Source organism: Marinobacter sp. (assembly GCF_034669625.1).
Lineage (GTDB): Bacteria > Pseudomonadota > Gammaproteobacteria > Pseudomonadales > Oleiphilaceae > Marinobacter.
In genome coordinates this window covers 153,892-175,933 of sequence record NZ_JAXMOY010000002.1, presented here as the reverse complement: position 1 = coordinate 175,933, position 22,042 = coordinate 153,892, and the positions used below count along the sequence as shown (strand labels likewise).

Here is a 22,042-nt window from a genome sequence, read left to right as displayed (position 1 = left end):
GCGGTCAATCAACTCACAGGGCGCAGCGAATAGGCCCGCAGGTGCGCTGAAAACTCTTCCAGATACCGAATACCACTCGCCTCGGCATCCTTACACCAATCCATCAAAGCCTGCAGTTTTTCCTGAGGTTTCAGGCCGCGCTGACGCCACAGAAGCTGCAGTTCCTGATGCTTGTCATAGATCTGACGGAGAATTTCGTTATGCTCCAGAACGGTTTCCAGGTGCGCCTTCTCACGCGGCTTGATGAGTGCTTCTTCCCGATGCAACAAACGTTTCAGCTTGCGATACATTGGACGGATGTCCTCATCCATCACCAAGCGCTGCTGGCGCAACACCGGTTTCATCACACGCTTGCGGTATTGGCGCATGATGTCAAAACGGTTGTTGGCGATGGCTTGCACGGTTTCCACATCCACCTCCAGCTTACCGGGAACATGGTGCGCAATCGGGCGATACCCTTTGGGCTTGGCCAAACCAAACACCTGGAACAGGCGGATATACCCCCAACCGATATCCACTTCGAACCAGCGACGGGACAGCTTCGCCGAGTTCGGATAGGTGTGGTGATTGTTATGCAGTTCCTCACCCCCGATCAGAATGCCCAACGGTGAAATGTTGTGTGCGTTATCCGCGCATTCATAGTTGCGGTAACCCAGATAGTGGCCAATACCGTTAACAACGCCGGCCGCCCAAACCGGGATCCACATCATCTGCAGCGCCCAAATCCAGATACCGTTAACACCGAACAACGCCAAGTTAATCACCGCCATCAACGTGATACCCATAAACTTGTGCGGGGTATACACCTTACGCTCGATCCAGTCTTCCGGCGTGCGCTGGCCATAACGCTGAAGGATCTCGGGGGTGGCCGATGCAGCATAAAGCTCGGCGCCTTCAAAAAGCACCTTACGGACACCCAGAACAACCGGGCTATGGGGATCTTCTTCGGTTTCACACTTGGCGTGATGCTTGCGATGAATGGCTGTCCATTCTTTGGTGTTCTGGGCTGTGGTCAACCACAACCAGAAGCGGAAAAAATGTTTTAGAACCGGATGCAAATCCAGAGCGTTGTGAGCCGAATGTCGATGCAGATACAGCGTTACACTGACGATTGTGATGTGTGTCATCACAAGAACAGTTGCAATCAACTGCCACACGGAAAGGTCTAAAAGACCATTAAACCACATATACTTTCCTCAAAAATCAATCTACTTCGACCATCGGCACAAACAAGGCTTTTGCTGGCATTCGAAGGGGGTTTTACCGAAGACACTTTAGCTTACGGCTGTACGCTAGAACAACCATGTTTGGTGGACTTTTTGTTACCGTTTACACTTATTTTTTTCGCAACCGGCGAATCGCGGAGGTTCAGTGCCCGAATTACCTGAAGTAGAAACCACCCGGCAGGGCATTGCTCCCCACTGCGAAGGTCAAACGATAACCCAAGTGCGTATACGCAACGGCAAGCTACGCTGGCCGGTCCCTGTCGACCTGCCCGCTCTACTGCAAAATCAAACCATTCGCGCCGTAGAACGCCGTGCCAAATACCTGTTCCTGCACCTCGACACGGGCTCCGTGATCATTCATCTGGGTATGTCGGGAAGCTTACGCGTCATTACTGACGACACCCCCGCCATGAAACACGACCACGTCGAACTATGTCTGGGCAATGGTCGAATCCTTCGATTTAACGACCCCCGCCGATTTGGCTGCTGGCTTTGGAGTGAAGACTGCAGCACCCACACCCTGATCCGGGATCTCGGACCTGAGCCGTTATCTCAAGCATTCAACGGCGCATTGCTATTTAAGCTCTCCCGAGACAAACAAACCCCGATAAAGTCTTTCATTATGGACAATCATGTCGTGGTCGGTGTCGGCAACATATACGCAAACGAAGCCCTCTTTAAAGCCGGCATTCACCCTAAACGAAAAGCCGGGCGAATCAGTCTGGACCGTTACCACAAATTGTCCGAAGCCATAAAAGAGACTTTAAGTGCTGCCATTTTGATGGGCGGCACCACGCTTCGGGATTTCGTCAACAGTGACGGCAAACCGGGCTACTTTGCGCAGTCCCTGCTGGTTTATGGGCGAGCGGGCAAAGCGTGCCCAGAATGTCAGGCTCCATTAAAAGAAATACGCATGAACAACCGCTCAACAGTCTACTGCCCGCGGTGTCAGCGTTAACCTTGTGAATAATTCGTGAGACAGCACTACTTTTAACCGGAAACCGTTTGAAATTGCGGCAATATGATTCATAGTTAACAGAGAGTTTATGATCGTGCGCTATAATTACCCCTTACATCTTCATAATGCGCACAATGATTTCGGGTTAGAAGTTCCGGCTACGCCGGGCGATTCGTTCAGGAGAGAATACCCATGATTCGCAAGTTTTCACGCACACTGGTAGCCACCGTCGCCGCCTGCCTTCTCGCGTTTTCTTCCATGGGCCACGCCCGTGCGATCGACGAAAGCCCTTCAGCCCTCGCGATGACAACCGACGCAGTTTTTTTGCGCCCAGCTCTGCTCGCAACCACCATCGTGGGTACCGCCGTTTATCTGGTGTCTTTGCCGTTTTCTGCCTTGGGTGGAAATGCCGGCGAAGCAGGCGAAGTTCTGGTGGTTGGCCCAGCCAAAGCAACGTTTGTTCGCTGCTTGGGCTGCACGCGCAGCGGCCGTAAGCAAGAGCCGGTGTCGCAATCTAACGACTGAGCACCCCGCTCTCTCCGTATAATTCCGGCTTGCCAGAGACCGGAATCTAAGGCAGCCTGAAGAAAATTCTTCAGGCTGTTTTTTATGGTTGATTGGTCAACACTCGATACAGTGTTTCTCGACATGGATGGAACGCTGCTGGATCTGCATTTCGACTCCCACTTTTGGCTGGAACACCTGCCCAAACGCTATGCAGAACAGTTCGACCTAAACCCCCAGCAAACCAAAGATCGGCTGACCAGCATGATCATGGCTGAACGAGGCACGCTGAATTGGTACTGCACTGACTACTGGAGCGAGCGACTGTCAGTGGACATCACCCAGCTGAAAGCCGAAGTCGGCGACCGAATCGGCTATCGCCCGCACGCTCACAACTTCCTGAGCAGCCTGCGTCAGGCCGGGCTTCACTCCGTAATCGTCACCAACTGCCACCCGGACCCCCTCGCCCTGAAACTGCAACGCACTGGCCTGGATCAGCATGTCGACATGATTGTCTCCAGCCATGAACTGGGCAAGCCAAAAGAACACCGGGATTTCTGGCGAGACCTATCGGACCGCGTCACGTATCAGCGCGAACGGACGCTGATGGTTGATGACAGCTTCCCAGTGCTGGAGAGCGCGCAGGCAGCTGGTATCGGCCAATGCTTGGCCATTCTCTCACCCGACAGTACTCAGGCAGCAAACCCTCATCACCCTGATATTCCGGGCATTTGCCACTTCGATGAAATTTTGCCGTCTCTGCAGTCCCGCCAGACACTGCCATCGGTCTGACGACGCAGTTATAATTTGATGGAGGATTGCCCGGAGCGCTCGTCAGGTAAAGATATATGAAGGCTACAAGCACTGAAGATCAAAAAGTACGGCTCGACAAATGGCTTTGGGCGGCCCGTTTCTATAAAACCCGCTCTCTGGCCAAAGAAGCCATAGAAGGCGGCAAGGTTCACTACAACAGCCAGCGAACCAAACCGGGGAAAATTGTAGAGTCGGGGGCCAAAGTCACACTCCGTCAGGGCTGGCAGGAAAAAATCGTCGTCGTCGACGACATCAGCGACCGCCGTCGGGGTGCGCCAGAAGCGCAAAAGCTGTACCACGAGACAGAAGACAGCACCAAAAAGCGGGAAGAACTGGCCTGGCAACGGAAAACCATGCAAGCAGCACAGTTGCCGCCCGCGCGCCGGCCCAGCAAAAAAGACCGCCGCAAGATCCAACGGTTTCGGGAAGACAACGATTTGTAGTAAGCCACAACAAACATTCACATCCCGATACCAACACAGAATTCTCTGCCCGGAACGGGCAATGACACCCAATTGACCAATATCTTCAGGAGACACCATGGCATCCCGAGACCAGTTTCAGCGTTTTATCTTTGAGCACAGCCAGGTTCGGGGTGCCTGGGTGCAGCTAGGTGACAGCTATAGCGAGATCACTCAGCAAGCACCCTATCCCGACGCTATTCGCCAGCTTCTGGGCGAAACACTGGTAGCCAGCGTACTGTTGAGCAGCACACTCAAATTCGAAGGCACGGTCGCTCTGCAAGCAGCGGGCGAAGGCGCTTTGCGCACGCTGATGGCCGAGTGCAGCCATGACCGCCACATCCGCGGCCTGGCAAGGTTCGACGAACAGGCCATGAGCGGCGGCACTCTGAACGAACTACTGGGCGAAGGCCGCATGGCGATCACCATCACGCCGGACAAAGGTCAGCGTTACCAGGGCGTCGTTCCACGCGAAGCCGAAACGCTGTCCGGCTGCCTGGAAGAGTATTTCGAACGTTCCGAGCAGCTTTCAACCAGTCTGTTCCTCTTTGCTAACGAAGGCTCAGCTGCTGGTCTCTTGCTTCAGAGACTGCCGGGGCACACCGAGGAAGACGACGAATTGTGGAACCGGGTCAACCACTTGGCCAGCACCGTTGAGGCTGAAGAGCTGTTGAATCTCGACAGCGAAACTCTGCTGCACCGTCTGTTCAACGAGGAAACCGTGCGCCTGTTTGATGCAGAACCCGTGGCCTTCCGCTGCAGCTGCTCCCGGGAACGCACCCTCAGCGCGCTGGAGTCGATAGGCAAGGAAGAGTGTTACAGCATCTTGGAAGAGCAAGGCAGTATCGAAATGGACTGTCAGTTCTGCCACGCTAACTATCGCTTCGATAGAAACGATATTGACCACCTTTTCACCGGTCACACGTTACACTGACAACCGACTAAATTATCCGGAAGCCGCGCCAGGAGCGGCCTCAGGAGCAGTCGTTTTTTACTGGCGTCTCTGGCATAATAGCGCGCCTGAATTGATCCGATTGTTCAGATTTCCGTCAATTTTTGGAAATGCGGACTGAGCAGTCACTAAGACATCCCGAGGGCGAGGTCGAAGTGAGCAACACTTATACTGATCTGAATACAGCACGGCTGGTCGAGCTAGCACTGGCAAGGAACGAAGGCCAACTAGCAGCGAACGGTTCTCTAGTGGTCACCACCGGTGAGCGCACCGGTCGATCTCCGATGGACCGCTTTATCGTTCAGGAGCCCAGCACAGCTGATGATATTCATTGGGGCCCGATCAACCGTCCCTTTGACGCTGATAAGTTCGACGCCCTCTGGGATCGCGTTGAAGCCTACATTGCCGAGAAAGACCAATTCGTTTCTAACGTTCATGTAGGCTCAGACCCTGAGCATTACCTGGCCGTGAAGATGACCACCGAAACGGCTTGGCAGAACCTGTTCGGCCGTAACCTGTTTATCCGCCCGGAATCCTATAACCCGGCTGACAAGCAGGAATGGCAGATCCTCAACGCAGCGAACTTCCAGTGCGTGCCCGAGCGTGACGGCACCAACTCTGATGGGTGTGTCATCATCAACTTTGCCAAGCGCAAAGTTCTGCTGGCTGGCATGCGCTACGCCGGGGAAATGAAAAAAGCCATGTTCTCGGTGCAGAACTTCCTGCTCCCAGAGAAAGACGTGTTGCCGATGCACTGCTCGGCTAACGTCAGCGAGAACGGCGACACCTGCCTGTTCTTCGGCCTGTCTGGTACCGGCAAAACCACCCTGTCTGCAGATCCTCACCGCTTCTTGATCGGTGACGACGAGCACGGCTGGGGCCCCGGCACTGTCTTCAACATCGAAGGCGGCTGCTACGCCAAGTGCATCGACCTGAGCCAGAAGAACGAGCCGATCATCTGGGACGCTATCCGTTTCGGCGCGATCGTCGAGAACGTCATGATCGATCAGGAAAGCCGCGAGCCGGATTACACCGACGTTTCCCTGACCGAAAACTCTCGTTGCGCCTACCCACTTGAGCACGTTGAGAAGCGCGTTCTGGAAAACCGTGCTGGCGAACCGTCACACATCATTTTCTTGACCTGTGATATGACCGGCGTTCTGCCTCCGGTCTCTATCCTGAGCCGTGAAGCTGCTGCTTACCACTTCCTGAGTGGCTACACTGCACTGGTCGGCTCCACCGAGATGGGCTCTTCCTCCAAGCTGAAGTCCACCTTCTCGACCTGCTTCGGCGCACCGTTCTTCCCGCGCCCGGCTGGCGTATACGCCGAACTGCTGATGAAGCGTATCGATGAGTTCGGCAGCAAGGTCTTCCTGGTTAACACCGGCTGGACCGGCGGACCGTTCGGTGAAGGTAAGCGTTTCAGCATCCCGACCACCCGCGCCATTATTGCCGCGATTCAGAACGGCGATCTGGACGACGTGGAAACCGAACACCTGGACGCACTGAACCTGGAAGTGCCCAAGCACATCCCGGGTGTAGACAGCGAGCTACTGAACCCACGCAACACCTGGACCAGCCCGGAGTACTACGACGGCAAGGCTCAGGAGCTGATCGGTCAGTTTGTTGAGAACTTCACGAAGTTCGACGTGGCAGATGCCATCGTTGAGGCTGGCCCGAAACTCGACTGAGTTTTGCCAAGCCAAAAAAAGCGCCCTGCTTTCGCACGGCGCTTTTTTTATGCTCGGCTGAACCTTCAATTGCAGCTTTAGCGAGGCTCCGGAAAATCGGAAACCTCGCCACTCACAGGCCATTCAAAGGTTAGCTGGCATAGAACAACAGAGGTACGAACGCCACCAACACCAAAGAGATGCCCATGGCGATCAACGGCATAATGATCCGTTCGTGACGCTGATAGAACGTGCCCTCTTCAGTCTGTGCCGCCAGCACTTCGGCTTCCCCGACGACTTGCCGCGCGAGCAGATGGTTTAGAGCAACCGGCGGGCTTAAGTAGCCCAATTCAAACGCGACCAATGTCACCATCCAGAAGTGAACGGGATGGATACCACTGGAATAGGCGATAGTCGCTACCGTTGCGGTGACCAGAATAACCGCCCCGAAGGCATCCATGATCATGCCCAGAATGACCAGAATGACGACCATGAGCACCATCGCAGACCAGGCACTGTCGAACGCCTGCGGGAAGATCTCCATAATATGGGACCGCTCAATAACACCGCCGATACTGACCGATAATCCCAACAGCAACAGCAACGCGCCGATTTCAGCCGTGGTGTCGTTAGTGGCATTGCGAATGCTTCGCTCCAACCCCTGATGGCCGTTCTCGCCGGATGCCGCAGCCCTCTGCCGCTTGCGACTCACGTGCTCGTACAGCAGGATCGACAACATGATCACCGGCAGCAACCGCGGCGCAGAGAATTCATCCATTTTTACGTCCAGCGCAAAGCGGTAAAGCAGCACCACCGACACAATAACCAACACATAGGGAGCCAAAGGCCGCAGCGCCCGAAGGCTTGCCGGGAAGGCCTCCGCACTTGGAGCAAGATTGAACTGGCTTTGTCGATTAACGGTTGTGGCGACTATGCCGAACAGCGTCGCGGTGAGCACGAACACCCAAATACCCCAACCAAACAGTTCGTCGGTAGTGACCTCCCGGTTCAGATAGGCAATCACGACCACCAACAAGCAAGGCCGCAACACTACCCCCAGCGAGCCTGACATGGCGGTTGCTGCCAACGCCAGATGACGCCTCGCGCCCGCGGCCCGCAACTCACTGTAGATCACGGCACCGGCCGCAATCACGAAAATACCGGAGGCGCCGGTATAGGCGGTGGGGATCGCCGCAACCAAGACCGCAACCACCGCCAGCATTTCCGGAGGCATACGCCAGGGCCGAAACACATCGAACACCAGAGTGGCCAGCCTGGTCTGCTTAAGCATCATCCCCACCCAAACATACAGGCCGACATTCAGGAACATATCGGCCAACTCAACCATCTTGCCTAAATAGATACCAATGCCGGACGAGTGGCCAATCAGCGCAAAATAGCTACCGGAGATCAAACACATCACCGTATACAGAGGCACAGCCATGAACGCTTTACTTGGACTCCCACCGGGCTCCAGGCCATCAGGCACACGGACAAGGCGATACACACTCGCCAGTGTTAAACAGGCAAAACCGGCAATCCAGAAGTTATGGAGCAACATCTCCTCACTGGACAGCGCCGTACTGCTGGCGAGCGTAGACTGCCGGAAGATTACGCTGGACCCGAGCAACATGGCGTTGGCGATCGTTTGAAGGGTCATGGAAACCGTATAATCCAACCGGGTTTCCATCGCACGCATGGCAATATGGTGACGGGTCAGAGTGGCGGTCACCGCACACAACATGACCAACATAACCAAAATATAGCGCTGAGCGGCAAGCCCGAAGGCGATCAGGTCCGCCACAAAAAGCTCAACGGTCCGGTACGCCTTCACGCCCGGGGTTAATGTGTCTTTCAGTTCGGCGTAACTCGCATGAGCGGCACGGCAATCGGCGATTGAGCGCGCTATCGCCAGCCGCACTTCTGCTGGATCCTTCTCAAAATCGCCAAGCAACGCTGCCATGGGGTCATCAGCCGGCGGTGCCTTAGCCATCTCTTTCGCCACCGCCGCATCCACATCCTGGACGGCCTCGCATTGCGGCTTTACCGGATCCATCCGCAGCTTGTAGTAGCCACTCCACATCTGCTCCCCGCCTCGGAGCATCTGGTTATGGATATCACTGCTGGTGGAGAAAAGAACAACAGCCAGCAAAAGCAGACAGGCTGGCAGCGAAGAAAACCACTCCAGACCACTACGGCTCATTCGACCCTGAATCATGACCACCCACTCTCGAAGATGACGAATTTACAACAGATCGTCGAGATCCAAGGCTTCAACAGACGCCCGCTGATCATCCCAGAACGAGCCGAAACGCCCCATCGGAGTGCGGTGCCCGGTGTTTTCCATCCACAGCTTATCGGAGATCGTCACCAACATATTGGCGGCCATGGCATCGATAAAGCGCCAGTCTTCGCTGACCTCAACCGTTTTTTCTGACTCGGTGAAATCACGAATGATGTCTTTCACGAGATCGATATCATTTTTGTTGGTGGCGGCGATAGCGTGGAAAACATGACCAAGACGTACCCCGGCTTCCTTACCCTGCTCTTGCGCCGTGGCCAAGCGCTCAAACGCATCTTCACCCTGCGGCTGCGTGCCGGGAATCATGGCCCAAACGGTCGCTCTCAGTCCCATAGGGGCGCCCCACCACTGATTGTTGTCCAGGCACTGGCTCGCGCGACCCACGACTGACCCTGTATTGAATGGCACGCCGATGGACGAAGCAGCCTGAATCTGCCCGCTCAACGCCTGCATGCCCGACAACAGCCCTGCCATGTAGATGAACTCATCCATTTCGTCATCAAACTCCGGACACTCGCCGTCATCCGGATCGCCGTAATGGGCGTTATGGTGCTGCCAGCCTTTAAAATAGCGCTTTGCCGCTACGCTGTAGGCGCGCTTCTTCTGGATAAACGCGTCTTCAGCGCCGGTGCCGTCATTCGCATAGATCTTGGCCATGCCTGCCAACTCATACCCGATGGCCTGCTCTTCAGCGCAGCTTCCAGCTGCGAGATAAAGCATAACGGCGAGTTGATCTGGCTCACTAGTCACTCGGCCAAACGACATCAACAACGGCGAAGTGGCTTCACTCATGGAACAGCCCATTGCAAGGTCGTCTGATTGCATCAGATAGGGCACGGTATGGTTACGGGCAAACCCTTGCATCACGTCACCCGTGGTCTTGTAAACCATATGATTGACCACACCGCAGCCGCTTAACACTACGCTGGCGGCAACGGCGGCCATCAATCCCCTCATCCGCGCACCTGAAGCAATCTTTTTCCGAAAAACAGTCATATCACCCACACCCTTTTATTCTTATGCGTATTCGTAGATCACTGAGGTTTGTGTTTGCACATTGGCGCCAAACCCACTATAGATTGCATACGCTGCTAGCCTGCAGCTCATACAAAGATAACAATCACAACAAAAGACAGGAGTACCTTATGCGCAAACCTGAACTTTCCGCAGCTATCGCCGATCAAACCGGTCTGACCCGCGACAAGGCCAGCGAAGTCATCAACGCGGTAACCGATCAAATTACCGCTGCCGCCGCCCGAGGTGACGACATCAGCCTGATCGGCTTCGGAACCTTTTCAGTTCGCAAACGGGAAGCTCGTAGCGGTAGAAACCCGCAAACCGGGGCCTCCATCCAGATCGCCGCCAGCAAGACCGTTGGCTTCAAGCCCGGCAAAGCGCTGAAAGACGCCGTAAACTGATTCGGCGATAGCCCGCTCATAGCGGGCTATCTCTCTCCCTTTCTCAGGAAGCACATTCCGATCTGGCACCATCAACCCGACAACGTATCGCCTTCATTAACTTGATCGCGCGCTCGTCGTATACACCGTCCTCGAGCAACGACATACGCACTTGGCGAAGCATCTTGTCGTACTCAGCCGTATCTTCCCGGGGTAGATCCACCCATACATCATCGGGAATACTGGCTTCCGCCTCGGCGATAATTTCGTAGGCCTCGTCGATACGCTTGATGGACTCATCGCGCACCATTTGACCCGCATCCTCCGGGAATCGCTCGGTGTTGATAATCACCTGAAAGTTCATATAACCCAGAGCGTATTTGAACACGCCGCCCTCGTTGCCAACGCCCTTGTAGAGCTCAAGGGGCTGGTAAGCAACCGCCGGGGCATAGGCAAAGTCGACACTGCCGTTATTGAACTTACCGGCAAAATTGGCCGAGTTTGAGCCAACAACCGAAGCGCCCACGTGCCGAACCATCCGCACCGAAGCGGTATCGTAGTCCAATGTGGCAATACGCTTGCCCTGCAGTTTTTCCACGGTATCCAGAGTCCGGTCACGGGCATGCAGGTACACTGCGCCACCGGGAAATACCCCTGCCACTTCATACGGACCGTCAATCAGGAACGGACGCGCCTTGGGCTGGCTCAATGTATTGAACAGCAAACGCATTTCCCGCTCTCCCGGAATTGCGCCCATGGCCTCAAGCGTCCCGGTGAATTTGTTGAATTCTCTGGCTCGGGTGCCCGTTAACAGCACCGCGTCACATTGACCGGCCTTGAAATCTTCGGCCGCTACTTTCTCGTCGGTATACGCACGAAGATTCAGCTTGATCCCACGCTGGAGGGCCACGGGCTGAAATTCTTTGGTAATCGAAAATAACGGACCGTTGGCACCCACCGGATCAAATACACAAAAAGATCGTTCGATAATATCTGCGTGTGTCTGCGCTTGTAGAGGGAGGGTAAAACCGGCGCACAAAACGGCAGCCATGGCCATGCGACGAGAAAATCGGACGGATTTCACGGGGAGACTCCTGATTATTATTGTTCGAAGCAGGCGCCGGTTTTCGGCCGGCAGCTCATTCGCTTAGTTCGGTTATAGTAGAACGAAGGTATCTAGGATACGTTGGCTTAGGTGACTGTCAGCAAGGTCTTTTAAGATTATTAGTCACGTTTTGTGATGGATTCGACAGAGGCAGTGCCACCCCTGTCGAATCGGAAGCCGTGACTCAGTGTGCGCCCGCCCAAACCGGACGACCGGCCACCAGGGTCAGCTCGACCTTACCGTCAAGCTCGCATCCGGTTAGCGGAGCATGCTTACCGGTGGACACCAGTGTCTGCGCAGAAGGCATCCACTGAGCGGTTGGATTAAAAATACAAAGATCCGCGTTAGCGCCTGCCGCCAACTTTGCCGACAGGCCGACAATTCGCGCCGGCCCGACCGTCAGCGCAGACAGCAAGCGTTCGCGGCTCAGCTCACCATTTCTGACCAGCCCCAGACCCAGCGAAAGCACACTCTCGATACTGGACAAACCCGGCTCAGTTGCTGGCAGCGGCGCTTGTTTGGCGGCGGTATCATGAGGCTGGTGCTGACTGACGATGGCGTCAATCACACCCGCTTGCACACCCGCCACCAGCGCTTTGCGATCAATTTCAGAACGCAGTGGGGGGCGAACATGGAAGCGGCTGTCAAAGCCCGCCAGCGCCTCTTCGGTGAAACACAGCTGATGCATAGCCACATCAGCTGTGACCTGAATACCCCGCTTCCGGGCATCCGCCAGCATCTCGACACTGCGGCCACTGGACAGCTGACTCAAATGCAGCTTTACACCCGTTTCTTCCGCCAACAACAGCATTTCCATAACCGCCGCTGTTTCCGCCACCTCCGGTATCCCCAGCAAACCGAGGCGAGTGGTCACCTGGCCATCGTGGGCGTATCCATCGGCAGCTAACGCCTGATTTTCCGGACTGAACATAACCGTCATACCAACGGTGTGGGCATAAGCCATACACCGGCGCAAAATTCGTGCGTTTTTGATGCCACGGGAGCCGTTGCTGACGGCAACACAACCCGCGTTTTTCAAACCCGCCAAATCACTCAGTAGCTCGCCTGCCAAGCCTCGAGTAATCGCTCCAACCGGCAACACCTGAACAGAACCCCGGGATGTTGCACCATCACGAATCAGGTGAGTCACTGCGCTGGAGTCGTTCACCGGCGAGGTTTCCGGAGACGCACAGACCGTGGTGAATCCGCCATGGGCTGCGGCCAGCGTTTCTGATGCAATGTTGCCTTTCTGACCGTTGCCTGGCTCCCGGAGATTGCAGCAAAGGTCGACGAAGCCCGGGGCAATGACACAACCGCTGGCATCGAATTGCTGATCGGCATCGGCACTCAGGGCTTCTGCGCCGATGGCGACGATTTTGCCATCCTGAATCAACAGCCCCGGATTATCCGTTTCTGTACCGTCGAACAGAGAGCCGCCGGTGATCTTCAGAATTTGGTACTGCTGACCCACCTTCATGCCCGGCCCCCTTCTCTTTCCATCTGTTTTTGCTGGCGCTCAGCCATCTGTCCGCCCATCGCCATGGACATCACAGCCATTCGAATAGCGATACCATTGGTAACCTGATTCAGAATCACCGATTGAGGGCCATCCGCCACCGCCGATTCAATCTCTACGCCCCGGTTGATCGGGCCCGGGTGCATGACAATGCAATCTGGCTTGGCCAGAGCCAGTTTGTCCTGATTGAGCCCGTACAATCGATAGAATTCACGTTCACTGGGCAGCAAAGCACCTTCCATACGCTCTTTCTGCAGTCGCAACATGATCACCACATCCAGATCTTTCATGCCTCGGACCATGTCATATTCCACCGTGCACCCCAGGTCTTCCACATCTCTCGGCAACAAGGTTCCAGGCGCGATCACACGCACTTCTTCCGCGCCAAGTTCATTCAACGCACGAATCTGCGAGCGGGCCACCCGGGAATGCAGAATGTCGCCGACAATGGCCACCTTCAGGCCTGCAAACGCGCCCTTGTGCTGGCGAATGGTCAGCATATCAAGCATGGCTTGAGTCGGGTGCGCATGACGGCCATCGCCTGCATTGATGATCGCCACCCCGGGGGTCACACTTTCAGCGATGAAATGAGGGGCGCCACTCTGGGAATGCCGGACCACGAACATGTCACTGGCCATCGCCTCCAGATTCAACAGGGTGTCGGAAAGCGATTCACCTTTGGACGTAGCGGACGTGGAAATGTCCAGGTTAAGCACGTCTGCCGACAGCCGTTTGGCCGCCAGTTCGAAAGTGCTGCGGGTGCGGGTACTGGATTCAAAGAACAGATTCACGACAGTGCGTCCCCTCAGCAGGGGCACTTTCTTGATACTGCGTTCGCCCACCTCGATGAAAGAATCAGCCGTATCGAGAATGTCGGTGAGCAGTTCGCGGTTCAAGCCATCAAGGGTAAGAAAATGTCGCAACTGACCACCCCGGGTCAGCTGCAAGTGGTTCGGGGAAGGGTCAATCGCGGTCATGGCTCGCCTGTTATCAATGGGAAGGTTTTACTGCCCGGTTTCCTGGAATTCAATGTGCAACGGCTCGGGGCCGCGCAGCTTTACTCTCTGATAGGTTTCCAGTTCAAGTACTTTACCGACTACATCCGGCTGGATCGGCAACTCTCTGGCACCCAAATCAATCAAGGTGGCCAGTATGATACTGGCAGGACGTCCATAATCGAAGATCTCGTTCATGGCAGCACGAATAGTTCGGCCACTCATGATGACATCGTCCACCAGAATGATGTCCCGACCTTCGGTGTCGAAATCCAGACTGGAGGGCGTCACTGTTGGGTTTAGCCCAATGCGGCTGAAATCGTCACGATAGAACGAGATATCCAGCTCGCCAAAGTCTTGTTGCAGACCCAGACGCTTGTTCAGAATGTCAGCAACCCAAACACCGCCGGTACGAATACCAATCAGCGCCGGATTATCGATGCCCCGACGCTCCAGAACATTACGCAAACCCGTTTCCAGCTCATCAAGCAGCTGGTTGATATCAAGCAATGCGGTCATTAAAGCCTCGTTAATCAGCTCAGCCGGTTTGTTCCCGGCACCAGGTTTCCAAAATTAACACCGCCGCCAGATCATCAACGCCATGACGGCCGAAATCTCGACTACCACCGTCGGCCATCACCTGACCCTTGGCTTCAAAACTGGTCAAACGCTCATCGACCATTTCCACCGGCACATGGTAGCGACCATGAATGCGCTTGCCGAATTTCCGGGCTCGGGCACACATGTCGTTTTCTGTATCGTCCATATTCAATGGCAACCCAACCAAGACCAGATTCGGCTGCCACTCCGCCAACAACTTTTCGATCTGGGTCCACTCGGGAACACCGTCCCGGGCCGGGATCATAGCCAGCGGCTGTCCGGTGCCCAGCATTTCCTGACCAGTGGCTACGCCAATGCGCCGCGTGCCAAAGTCAAACGCCAATACTCTTCTATTACCGACTTCAGGCATGTCCCACCGAATCACTAAGCTGGCTCAAATCCACGCCGATCAACTGAAGAACGGCCTTATAACGCTGTTCAATGGGGGTTCGGAATAACACATCGGCGGTGGCCGGACAGGTTAACCAAGAGTTGCTGCCCAACTCTTCCTCCAACTGCCCCTCACCCCAACCCGAATAACCGAGCGCCACCAGAAACTCGTGAGGGCCGTCAACCTGACCGATGCTTTCCAGCACATCACGAGACGTAGTCAACGACACCTCGTCCGCCACATGCGCTGTATGCTGCCATTCCCGCCCCGGTGAGTGCAGTACAAAACCGCGCTCAGGCTGGACCGGACCACCGGTATACACCGGTATGTCCAGCTCCCCGCCCTGCATGTCCAATTGTTCCAGAATTTCGCCCAAATGGATTCCCAACGGTTGGTTGATCATCAAACCCAAGGCGCCCTCTTCAGAATGCTCGCAGATGTATATCACCCCACCGTGAAAACGGGGATCGGATAGCCAAGGCGATGCCACCAGAAAATGGTGCTTCAAGCTACCTGCAGCAGTGGTATCTTCAATCATCCTGAACTGAGCCCCCGTTTCTGGAACGACCAGGTCCGTATAATTTCCAACTCATCCGCCTTTTTCCGCATGCTTTCCGGGAAAGGCGCAAACGGCGCGGCCATCCGAACAATGCGAATCGCTGCATCATCCAACACAGAACTACCCGATGACTGTAAAATGGCCACTTCCTTTATGGTGCCATCTTTATGAATAGAAACCAGCATTCTGAGATCACCGTAAATACCCGCCCTTCGCGCCTCGGTCGGATAATTGATGTTACCCACCCGTGTCACCTTGCCGACCCAGTCCTGCACATACCAAGCGTTATTGGATTTCAGCGTGGAGGCCGCGGTCACTCGCATCACGCGGGGTTTACGGGCATATGCTTGCTGCTGGGCATCAAGCCGAGCTTCCAGGCTGGCAATTTCCAGACTCCGCTCCATCAGGCTTTTACGCTTGGCACGCGGTAAAGGTTCCGGTTCTACCTGATCGTTTTGCTGCGCCACTTGTCGGCGCGCGCTTTCGGTCTCAACCACCGCCCGGTTCTGGCTGGGCTGCGGATCCGTTGTGGCTTTCGGCTCTGGCTGCACTTGGGCAACCTCTGGCTGGCTGGTGTCTGCCGGTTGGGGCGACGTCATTTCCAGTGGCTCGTTTTCGGTGCCACTACCCTGCTGATTGGTCTGGGCCAGGAAATCCGCTTGCTCCGGGGCCTGTTCGTCATCAAATTGCGACAGAGTGATTTCCATCGTTTGCGCCACAGTGCTGGGCAGCTCAGGCGCAAACGTAATACCCAACACCACGATGGCATGCAGCGCCACCGCCATGAATAGGGTAAATGAAAATCGATCGAAATCGCTTACCTGAACTGCCATCACATATCCTGATTCTGCATCTCGGAGCCAACAGGGGTTACTTCAGTTTACTGCTTCAGTCGCCGTTCAACCGCATCCATCAGCATCGCAGAAATATCAATTCCGAACTGTGCATCCAGCTCCCGAATGCAGGTTGGGCTGGTCACATTAATTTCGGTGAGATAATCACCGATGACATCCAGACCAACAAACATCAAACCTTTCTGCTTGATCACGGGCGCCACTCGGGCACAGATTTCATGGTCACGGTCCGTCAGCTCGCGCCCTTCTCCACGACCACCGGCCGCCAGATTGCCTCGATTTTCACCCTGCGATGGAATCCGGGCCAGCGCATAGGGCACGGGCTCACCATCAATCAACAGAATGCGTTTATCGCCATCCGAGATCTCAGGAACGAATTTCTGTGCCATCGCCTGATGCTCGCCGTAATTGGTCAGGGTTTCGATAATCACCCCCAAGTTGGCGTCGTGTTCCTTAACTCGGAAAATCGATCGCCCACCCATGCCGTCTACCGGTTTCATAATAATATCGCCGTGCTCGGCGTAGAACTCCCGAAACCGCTGTGAACTGCGGGTCACGATCAGCGGCGGCGTCAAATCCTCAAACTGGGCGGCAAACAACTTCTCGTTGCAATCACGCAGCGTAGACGCCGGGTTAACCACCAGAGCCCCCTGTTGCTCGGCAGCCTCGAGAATGTAGGTCGCCATCAAGAACTCACGATCAACGGGCGGGTCCTTGCGCATCAAAATAACATCCAGGTCGCCTAAGGCTCGGTCCTGACTCTCGCCATAACTAAACCAGTCTTCCGGATCGTTGCGGACCGTCAGGCTGCGCGTGCTGGCCCGGGCCTGACCGCCCGCCAGATACATGTCCTGAAGCTCCATGTATTCGAGCTCCCAACCGCGATTTTGCGCAGCAAGCAGCATAGCCAGCGAGCTGTCTTTCTTGAATTGGATGTCCTCGATCGGATCCATTACGATCCCGAGCCGAATTGCCATAGAGTCTCCTGGAATATCAAGTTGAAAATCTGCAAAACAAACCACTGAAAACACGAACCAGGCAGCAGAGTGGATCGCTAATAAAGTGCTATGCTGATGATGGTATTGTACCCCAGCTACAAATGCATCCGCAGAAATCCTGTGGCAATTACGTGACGGGGGATGCAGAAGTACATTTGGTCACAAACAAAAACTTTTTATCCAGCCATGGATACTCTATAAATGAGAAGGGTTTATAGAACAACCTTAAGGTTTGTGCTAAAACCCTCTCAAAATTATGACACCCGCTCGAGCGCAAGGCAGTCGGACAATGGATGATAACTTCGAGAACTTGAAGATCATGGTGATCGACGATAGCAAGACCATTCGTCGCACCGCAGAAACCCTCTTGAAAAAGGTTGGCTGTGAGGTCATCACCGCCACTGACGGCTTTGACGCTCTGGCCAAAATCGCTGATTCCCAACCAGACATCATCTTCGTAGATATTATGATGCCTCGTTTGGACGGCTATCAGACCTGCGCCTTAATCAAGAACAACTCCACATTCAAGAAAACGCCGGTCGTTATGCTTTCAAGCAAGGATGGCCTATTTGATAAAGCAAAAGGGCGCATCGTAGGCTCAGATCAATATCTGACCAAACCGTTCAGCAAGGACGAGCTGCTCAACACCATCCGCCAATACACGCCCCAGGCGGAACAGTAAACCGGCTGCTACCCAGAACCATCGAGGAAACCATGGCCCGCATTTTAATTGTTGACGATTCACCAACAGAAGTTAAAAAGATCTCCACCATTCTGGAAAAGCACCAACATGAAGTGCTGACCGCGGACAACGGTGCTGACGGTGTCGCCAAAGCCCGTGCCGAAACCCCAGACCTGGTACTTATGGACGTCGTCATGCCCGGCCTGAACGGCTTTCAGGCAACTCGTCAATTAACCCGCGCACCGGAAACCGCATCTATTCCGGTCGTGATCGTTACCACCAAGGATCAAGAAACTGACCGAGTGTGGGGAACCCGCCAAGGTGCCAAGGGTTACCTGGTAAAGCCAGTTAACGAAGACGACCTGATCAAAACAATCAATAACTTGATTGCCTGATCCTTCGCCGTGGAGTTAAGCATGTCCGCCGAGGCCGCCCCTTTTGCCGTTCTGACGGATATCGCCCAGCGCAGCCGTGCTATGGCTTCGGGCCTTCCGGAGCAGGAACAAGCGGTCGAGTTATGGAATGGCATCGGGTTCATTCTGGCCGGCCAGCGCTATGTTGCTCCGATGGGCGATGTCACAGAAATCTTGCACGTACCCCGATTCACTCACATCCCCGGGGTACGCCCATTCATGATGGGTGCGGCCAACGTTCGAGGCCGACTCCTTCCGCTAATAGACCTAGCCAGCTTTTTCGACATCCCCCGCTCCTCGCGCAGCCCGCGTGAGCGCCGGGTATTGGTGGTAGAGCAAGGCGACATCTTCAGTGGATTGGTCGTCGACAGCGTTTTGGGCATGCAATATTTCGCCAAAGACAATTTCCGGGCCAGCCCGAAAGGGGTGCCCGACAACGTTCGGCCGTTTGTAGATGGCGGTTACGAGCGTAACGAAGAGATCTGGAACGTGTTTTCCGCCGCCGAGCTGGTGGACGACGAGCGCTTTCTTGATGTCGCACAGTGGTAGGGATGATGGTACTGGCAGGAACGTCACCCTGACCGTCTGCAACCCGTTACAACAACTTGCCATTTCCAGAAGAAAAAGGCCGGGAGCCAGAAGATGAAAAACAGAGCCGGAAAACTCAGTATGAGACAGGGAGGCAACAAGCTGATTGCCGGCCTGATCGCAGCACTGATTGCACTCACTATCCTGCTCGTTGTGGTGCTGTTCATCATCAACAAAGACAGCCAGAACGACCAGGAGTACATCGCCAATACCGCAGAAATGCGCGTGCTTTCTCAGGAGATTGCGAAAAACGCGACCGAAGCGGCCGGCGGCACGGCCGAAGCCTTCAACCAGCTGAGGCGCTCCCGGGATGAGTTCCAACTACTCTGGACCAGCGTCACCAAGGGTAATCCTGAAACCGGCCTCCCACCGAGCGAGCTCGCACAGCAAAGTAACACACCGGACCTGTGGAACCGGGTGCGCGAAAACGCAGACAGCATTCTTTCAACTCAGGAAGCCGTACTTGGCCTTCACGAAGTTGCCCGTACCCTGAACGAAACCATCCCGCAGCTGCAGGTCGAGTACGACGACATCGTGCAGATCCTGCTGGAAAATGAAGCGCCGGCAGAGCAGATCGCTCTTGCACAGCGCCAGTCACTGTTGGCAGAACGTATCGTTCGCTCGGTTAACAACGTTCTTTCCGGAGACGAAGACGCCGTTATCGCCGCCGATCGCTTCGGTCGTGACGCCAGCCTGTTCGGGCGCGTCCTCGACGGACAGCTGAACGGCAACCCCGGCATGGGCATTTCACAAGTTGATGACGAAGACGCGATCTACGGCCTTGAAGCCGTTGATGAGCTGTTCGAGTTCGTTTCCCAAAACGTTGACGCGATCCTTGAAGCCTCTCCCGACCTGTTCAAGGTACGTCTGGCAGCCAGCGATATTTTCCAGAACTCGGAAGTTCTTTTGGCAGAGCTGTCTGCCCTGGCAAACGACTTCAGTTCCCAGGCCGGATCACGGCTGATTAACGCAACACTGGCCTTCTTCATCCTGGCCGGTATGGTCGCAATTGTTGTATTCATCGGTTTCGCCCTGTACCGCGAGACTCAGTCCCGCCTGACCAGCACTCAGGAACAGAACGAACAGAACCAGAACGCGATCCTGCGATTGCTGGATGAACTGGCCGATCTGGCCGATGGTGACTTGACCACCGAGGCTACGGTCACCGAAGACTTCACCGGTGCAATCGCCGACTCCATCAACTTCGCGATCGACCAGATGCGCGGCTTGGTACAGTCCATCCGGGGCACCGCGGTTCGGGTAGCCTCTGCGGCTCAGGAATCTCAGGCTACCGCGATGCATCTGGCCGACGCCTCCGAGCACCAGGCTCAGGAAATCGCCGGTGCTTCTGCAGCGGTTAACGAAATGGCGGTGTCCATCGACCAGGTATCCTCCAACGCAGCGGAATCCTCTGCGGTTGCTGAGCGCTCCGTTGCGATCGCGAAGAAAGGCGCGGAAGTGGTACAAAACACCATTCGCGGCATGGATAACATCCGTGAACAGATCCAGGAAACCTCGAAACGGATCAAGCGACTGGGTGAATCTTCCCAGGAAATCGGTGACATCGTATCCCTGATCAACGACATTGCCGACCAAACTAACATCCTGTCTTTGAACGCGGCTATTCAGGCTTCTATGGCCGGTGACGCCGGCCGAGGCTTCGCGGTTGTTGCGGACGAAGTCCAGCGTCTTGCGGAACGCTCATCGGCTGCCACCAAACAGATTGAAGCGCTGGTTAAGACGATCCAGTCTGACACCAACGAAGCCGTTATCTCCATGGAACACACCACCGCCGAGGTAGTACGTGGAGCTCGTCTGGCCCAGGACGCCGGTATCGCGCTCGAGGAAATCGAGAACGTATCCATGAGCCTTGCGGAACTGATCCAAAACATTTCCAACGCGGCACGCCAGCAGTCCTCCTCCGCTGCGCACATTTCCAACACGATGAACGTTATCCAGGAAATTACATCGCAAACGTCTTCCGGTACCAACGCAACCGCGAAGTCGATCGGAAATCTGGCGGAAATGGCGTCCGAGCTACGTTCTTCTGTTGCCGGCTTCACCCTGCCGGATGAAGAAGTGCTCCGTGAAGAAAACGAAAGTCACGACGAATCGGTGGTCAGCTGATCACCGGCTCGGGGCAGCTAGCGGTTTATGGCTCAGACGCATAACCAAATGGCACCCGCAGACGGAATCTGGTCGCTGCGCAAACTCCCCGAGATGGATGATGCGCAGTTCCATCAGTGGCAAACCCTGGTGGAGCATCGAACAGGGATGACTCTGACACCCGACCGGCGGTCGTTTCTGGAGACCAACTTAGGTATCCGGATGCGGGAAATTGGCTGCAACAGCTATCAGGCCTACTACGAACAGATCGTATCCGGCCCGGATGCCATTCAGGAGTGGGCAACGCTGGTAGACCGCCTGACGGTTCAGGAAACCCGTTTTTTCCGTGATCCTGATGCCTGCAGACTGGTTTCTGACTATGTGATGACCCGGCCCCGGGAAGGTTTGAAAAATCGGGCATTAGAAGCCTGGAGTGTAGGATGCTCAACCGGCGAAGAGCCCTACACACTGGCCATGGTGCTTAACGAGTGCATGGAACAGCTCGGCTTGCAGCCCTTGTATGGGGTGACCGGCTCCGACATCAGTCAGCCCGCACTCGTTAAAGCCAAATCCGGTTTGTTCAACGCCCGTAAGCTGCTGGGCATGGATGAAACCTTGAAATCCCGGTACTTCCGGCCTGCAGAGCGGAATACCGTAGAAATCGTGAACAGCATCCGTGACAGGGTGTGTTTTGCCAGGCTCAATGTATTGGACCTGAACAAAGCCCCGATGCACGGCATGAACATTATCTTCTGCCAGAACCTGCTGATTTACTTCCGCCGCTGGCGCCGGCGAGAAATTGTTAGACGACTTTCAGAGCGTCTGGCACCGGGGGGGTTACTGGTATTAGGCCAAGGAGAGCTGACCGACTGGCAGCCACCAGGCCTGCAGAGGGTTCCCTCGGAACATGTACTGGCGTGGATCAAACGCCAGTCCGACGAAGAATAACCGG

General features: G+C 55.2%; 23 protein-coding genes. 12 read left to right on the top strand and 11 right to left on the bottom strand.

All coding sequences use genetic code 11. From position 1 onward, the window contains the following. Positions 1 to 8: 8 nt before the first annotated feature. A complete protein-coding gene (locus VOI14_RS02795) occupies positions 9 to 1,187 on the bottom strand; it encodes a fatty acid desaturase (protein WP_323750508.1) in 1,179 nt (392 codons plus the stop codon). A 184-nt stretch (positions 1,188 to 1,371) separates the two neighbouring features. Here VOI14_RS02795 and mutM point away from each other — a divergent pair, with 184 nt between their 5' ends. The 6 genes from mutM to VOI14_RS02765 all read left to right on the top strand — a co-directional run bounded on the left by mutM (position 1,372) and on the right by VOI14_RS02765 (position 6,605). Next, positions 1,372 to 2,184 (top strand): bifunctional DNA-formamidopyrimidine glycosylase/DNA-(apurinic or apyrimidinic site) lyase, encoded by an 813-nt coding sequence (mutM, locus tag VOI14_RS02790; RefSeq protein ID WP_323750507.1) that lies wholly within the window; start codon positions 1,372 to 1,374, stop codon positions 2,182 to 2,184. A gap of 192 nt (positions 2,185 to 2,376) precedes the next feature. Next, complete coding sequence (locus VOI14_RS02785) at positions 2,377 to 2,709, top strand: hypothetical protein (RefSeq protein WP_323750506.1); 333 nt, start codon at positions 2,377 to 2,379, stop codon at positions 2,707 to 2,709. An 84-nt stretch (positions 2,710 to 2,793) separates the two neighbouring features. Further along, complete coding sequence (yrfG, locus tag VOI14_RS02780) at positions 2,794 to 3,480, top strand: GMP/IMP nucleotidase (protein ID WP_323750505.1); 687 nt, start codon at positions 2,794 to 2,796, stop codon at positions 3,478 to 3,480. Positions 3,481 to 3,536: 56 nt separating this feature from the next. Further along, the gene (gene hslR / locus VOI14_RS02775) at positions 3,537 to 3,944 is read left to right on the top strand and encodes a ribosome-associated heat shock protein Hsp15 (RefSeq protein ID WP_323750504.1); all 408 of its coding nucleotides are present in this window, start codon (positions 3,537 to 3,539) and stop codon (positions 3,942 to 3,944) included. 97 nt (positions 3,945 to 4,041) lie between these two features. Next, on the top strand, positions 4,042 to 4,896 hold the full coding sequence (gene hslO / locus VOI14_RS02770; RefSeq protein WP_323750503.1) for an Hsp33 family molecular chaperone HslO: 855 nt from the start codon (positions 4,042 to 4,044) through the stop codon (positions 4,894 to 4,896). 173 nt (positions 4,897 to 5,069) lie between these two features. Continuing rightward, a complete protein-coding gene (locus VOI14_RS02765; protein WP_323750502.1) occupies positions 5,070 to 6,605 on the top strand; it encodes a phosphoenolpyruvate carboxykinase in 1,536 nt (511 codons plus the stop codon). Between the two features lie 130 nt (positions 6,606 to 6,735). Here the strand turns inward: VOI14_RS02765 and VOI14_RS02760 are convergent, their stop codons facing one another. Together VOI14_RS02760 and VOI14_RS02755 are read right to left on the bottom strand one after the other, a co-directional pair. Beyond that, entirely contained in the window at positions 6,736 to 8,802 is a 2,067-nt protein-coding gene (locus tag VOI14_RS02760; RefSeq protein WP_323750501.1) for a TRAP transporter large permease subunit, read from the bottom strand. Between the two features lie 27 nt (positions 8,803 to 8,829). Then, positions 8,830 to 9,882, bottom strand: a complete 1,053-nt coding sequence (locus VOI14_RS02755; protein ID WP_323750500.1) for a hypothetical protein — start codon at positions 9,880 to 9,882, stop codon at positions 8,830 to 8,832. Positions 9,883 to 10,031: 149 nt separating this feature from the next. Between VOI14_RS02755 and VOI14_RS02750 the strand changes: the two genes are divergently transcribed. Continuing rightward, positions 10,032 to 10,304, top strand: coding sequence for an HU family DNA-binding protein (locus VOI14_RS02750; RefSeq protein WP_323750499.1), 273 nt, complete (start codon positions 10,032 to 10,034; stop codon positions 10,302 to 10,304). A gap of 43 nt (positions 10,305 to 10,347) precedes the next feature. Here VOI14_RS02750 and VOI14_RS02745 read toward each other — a convergent pair whose 3' ends face one another. The 8 genes from VOI14_RS02745 to gshB all read right to left on the bottom strand — a co-directional run bounded on the left by VOI14_RS02745 (position 10,348) and on the right by gshB (position 17,280). Then, a complete protein-coding gene (locus VOI14_RS02745) occupies positions 10,348 to 11,367 on the bottom strand; it encodes a putative solute-binding protein (RefSeq protein ID WP_323750498.1) in 1,020 nt (339 codons plus the stop codon). Positions 11,368 to 11,572: 205 nt separating this feature from the next. Further along, a complete protein-coding gene (locus VOI14_RS02740; protein WP_323750497.1) occupies positions 11,573 to 12,865 on the bottom strand; it encodes a dihydroorotase in 1,293 nt (430 codons plus the stop codon). Next, positions 12,862 to 13,881, bottom strand: a complete 1,020-nt coding sequence (locus VOI14_RS02735) for an aspartate carbamoyltransferase catalytic subunit (protein WP_323750496.1) — start codon at positions 13,879 to 13,881, stop codon at positions 12,862 to 12,864. Before VOI14_RS02735 ends, VOI14_RS02740 begins: the two co-directional genes overlap by 4 nt. Before the next feature lie 27 nt (positions 13,882 to 13,908). After that, complete coding sequence (pyrR, locus tag VOI14_RS02730; RefSeq protein WP_323750495.1) at positions 13,909 to 14,418, bottom strand: bifunctional pyr operon transcriptional regulator/uracil phosphoribosyltransferase PyrR; 510 nt, start codon at positions 14,416 to 14,418, stop codon at positions 13,909 to 13,911. Between the two features lie 19 nt (positions 14,419 to 14,437). Continuing rightward, positions 14,438 to 14,869, bottom strand: coding sequence for a Holliday junction resolvase RuvX (ruvX, locus tag VOI14_RS02725; RefSeq protein ID WP_323750494.1), 432 nt, complete (start codon positions 14,867 to 14,869; stop codon positions 14,438 to 14,440). After that, positions 14,862 to 15,428: a YqgE/AlgH family protein gene (locus VOI14_RS02720; protein WP_323750493.1), complete on the bottom strand. Its 567-nt coding sequence runs from the start codon at positions 15,426 to 15,428 to the stop codon at positions 14,862 to 14,864. The genes ruvX and VOI14_RS02720 overlap by 8 nt, the downstream gene beginning before the upstream one ends. Continuing rightward, positions 15,425 to 16,282 carry an energy transducer TonB gene (locus VOI14_RS02715; RefSeq protein ID WP_323750492.1) on the bottom strand — a complete coding sequence of 286 codons (858 nt, stop codon included), beginning with the start codon at positions 16,280 to 16,282 and terminating at the stop codon, positions 15,425 to 15,427. Before VOI14_RS02715 ends, VOI14_RS02720 begins: the two co-directional genes overlap by 4 nt. Positions 16,283 to 16,329: 47 nt before the next feature. Continuing rightward, positions 16,330 to 17,280: a glutathione synthase gene (gene gshB / locus VOI14_RS02710; protein ID WP_323750491.1), complete on the bottom strand. Its 951-nt coding sequence runs from the start codon at positions 17,278 to 17,280 to the stop codon at positions 16,330 to 16,332. Between the two features lie 310 nt (positions 17,281 to 17,590). On the opposite strand from gshB, the gene pilG reads away from it, so the two are divergent. The 5 genes from pilG to VOI14_RS02685 all read left to right on the top strand — a co-directional run bounded on the left by pilG (position 17,591) and on the right by VOI14_RS02685 (position 22,038). Further along, positions 17,591 to 17,983 carry a twitching motility response regulator PilG gene (gene pilG, locus VOI14_RS02705; RefSeq protein WP_323750490.1) on the top strand — a complete coding sequence of 131 codons (393 nt, stop codon included), beginning with the start codon at positions 17,591 to 17,593 and terminating at the stop codon, positions 17,981 to 17,983. A 32-nt stretch (positions 17,984 to 18,015) separates the two neighbouring features. Then, a complete protein-coding gene (gene pilH / locus VOI14_RS02700) occupies positions 18,016 to 18,378 on the top strand; it encodes a twitching motility response regulator PilH (protein WP_114335248.1) in 363 nt (120 codons plus the stop codon). A gap of 21 nt (positions 18,379 to 18,399) precedes the next feature. Next, positions 18,400 to 18,945, top strand: coding sequence for a chemotaxis protein CheW (locus tag VOI14_RS02695; RefSeq protein ID WP_323750489.1), 546 nt, complete (start codon positions 18,400 to 18,402; stop codon positions 18,943 to 18,945). Between the two features lie 93 nt (positions 18,946 to 19,038). Beyond that, entirely contained in the window at positions 19,039 to 21,111 is a 2,073-nt protein-coding gene (locus VOI14_RS02690; RefSeq protein WP_323750488.1) for a methyl-accepting chemotaxis protein, read from the top strand. Between the two features lie 27 nt (positions 21,112 to 21,138). Next, entirely contained in the window at positions 21,139 to 22,038 is a 900-nt protein-coding gene (locus VOI14_RS02685) for a CheR family methyltransferase (protein WP_323750487.1), read from the top strand. Positions 22,039 to 22,042: the final 4 nt, after the last annotated feature.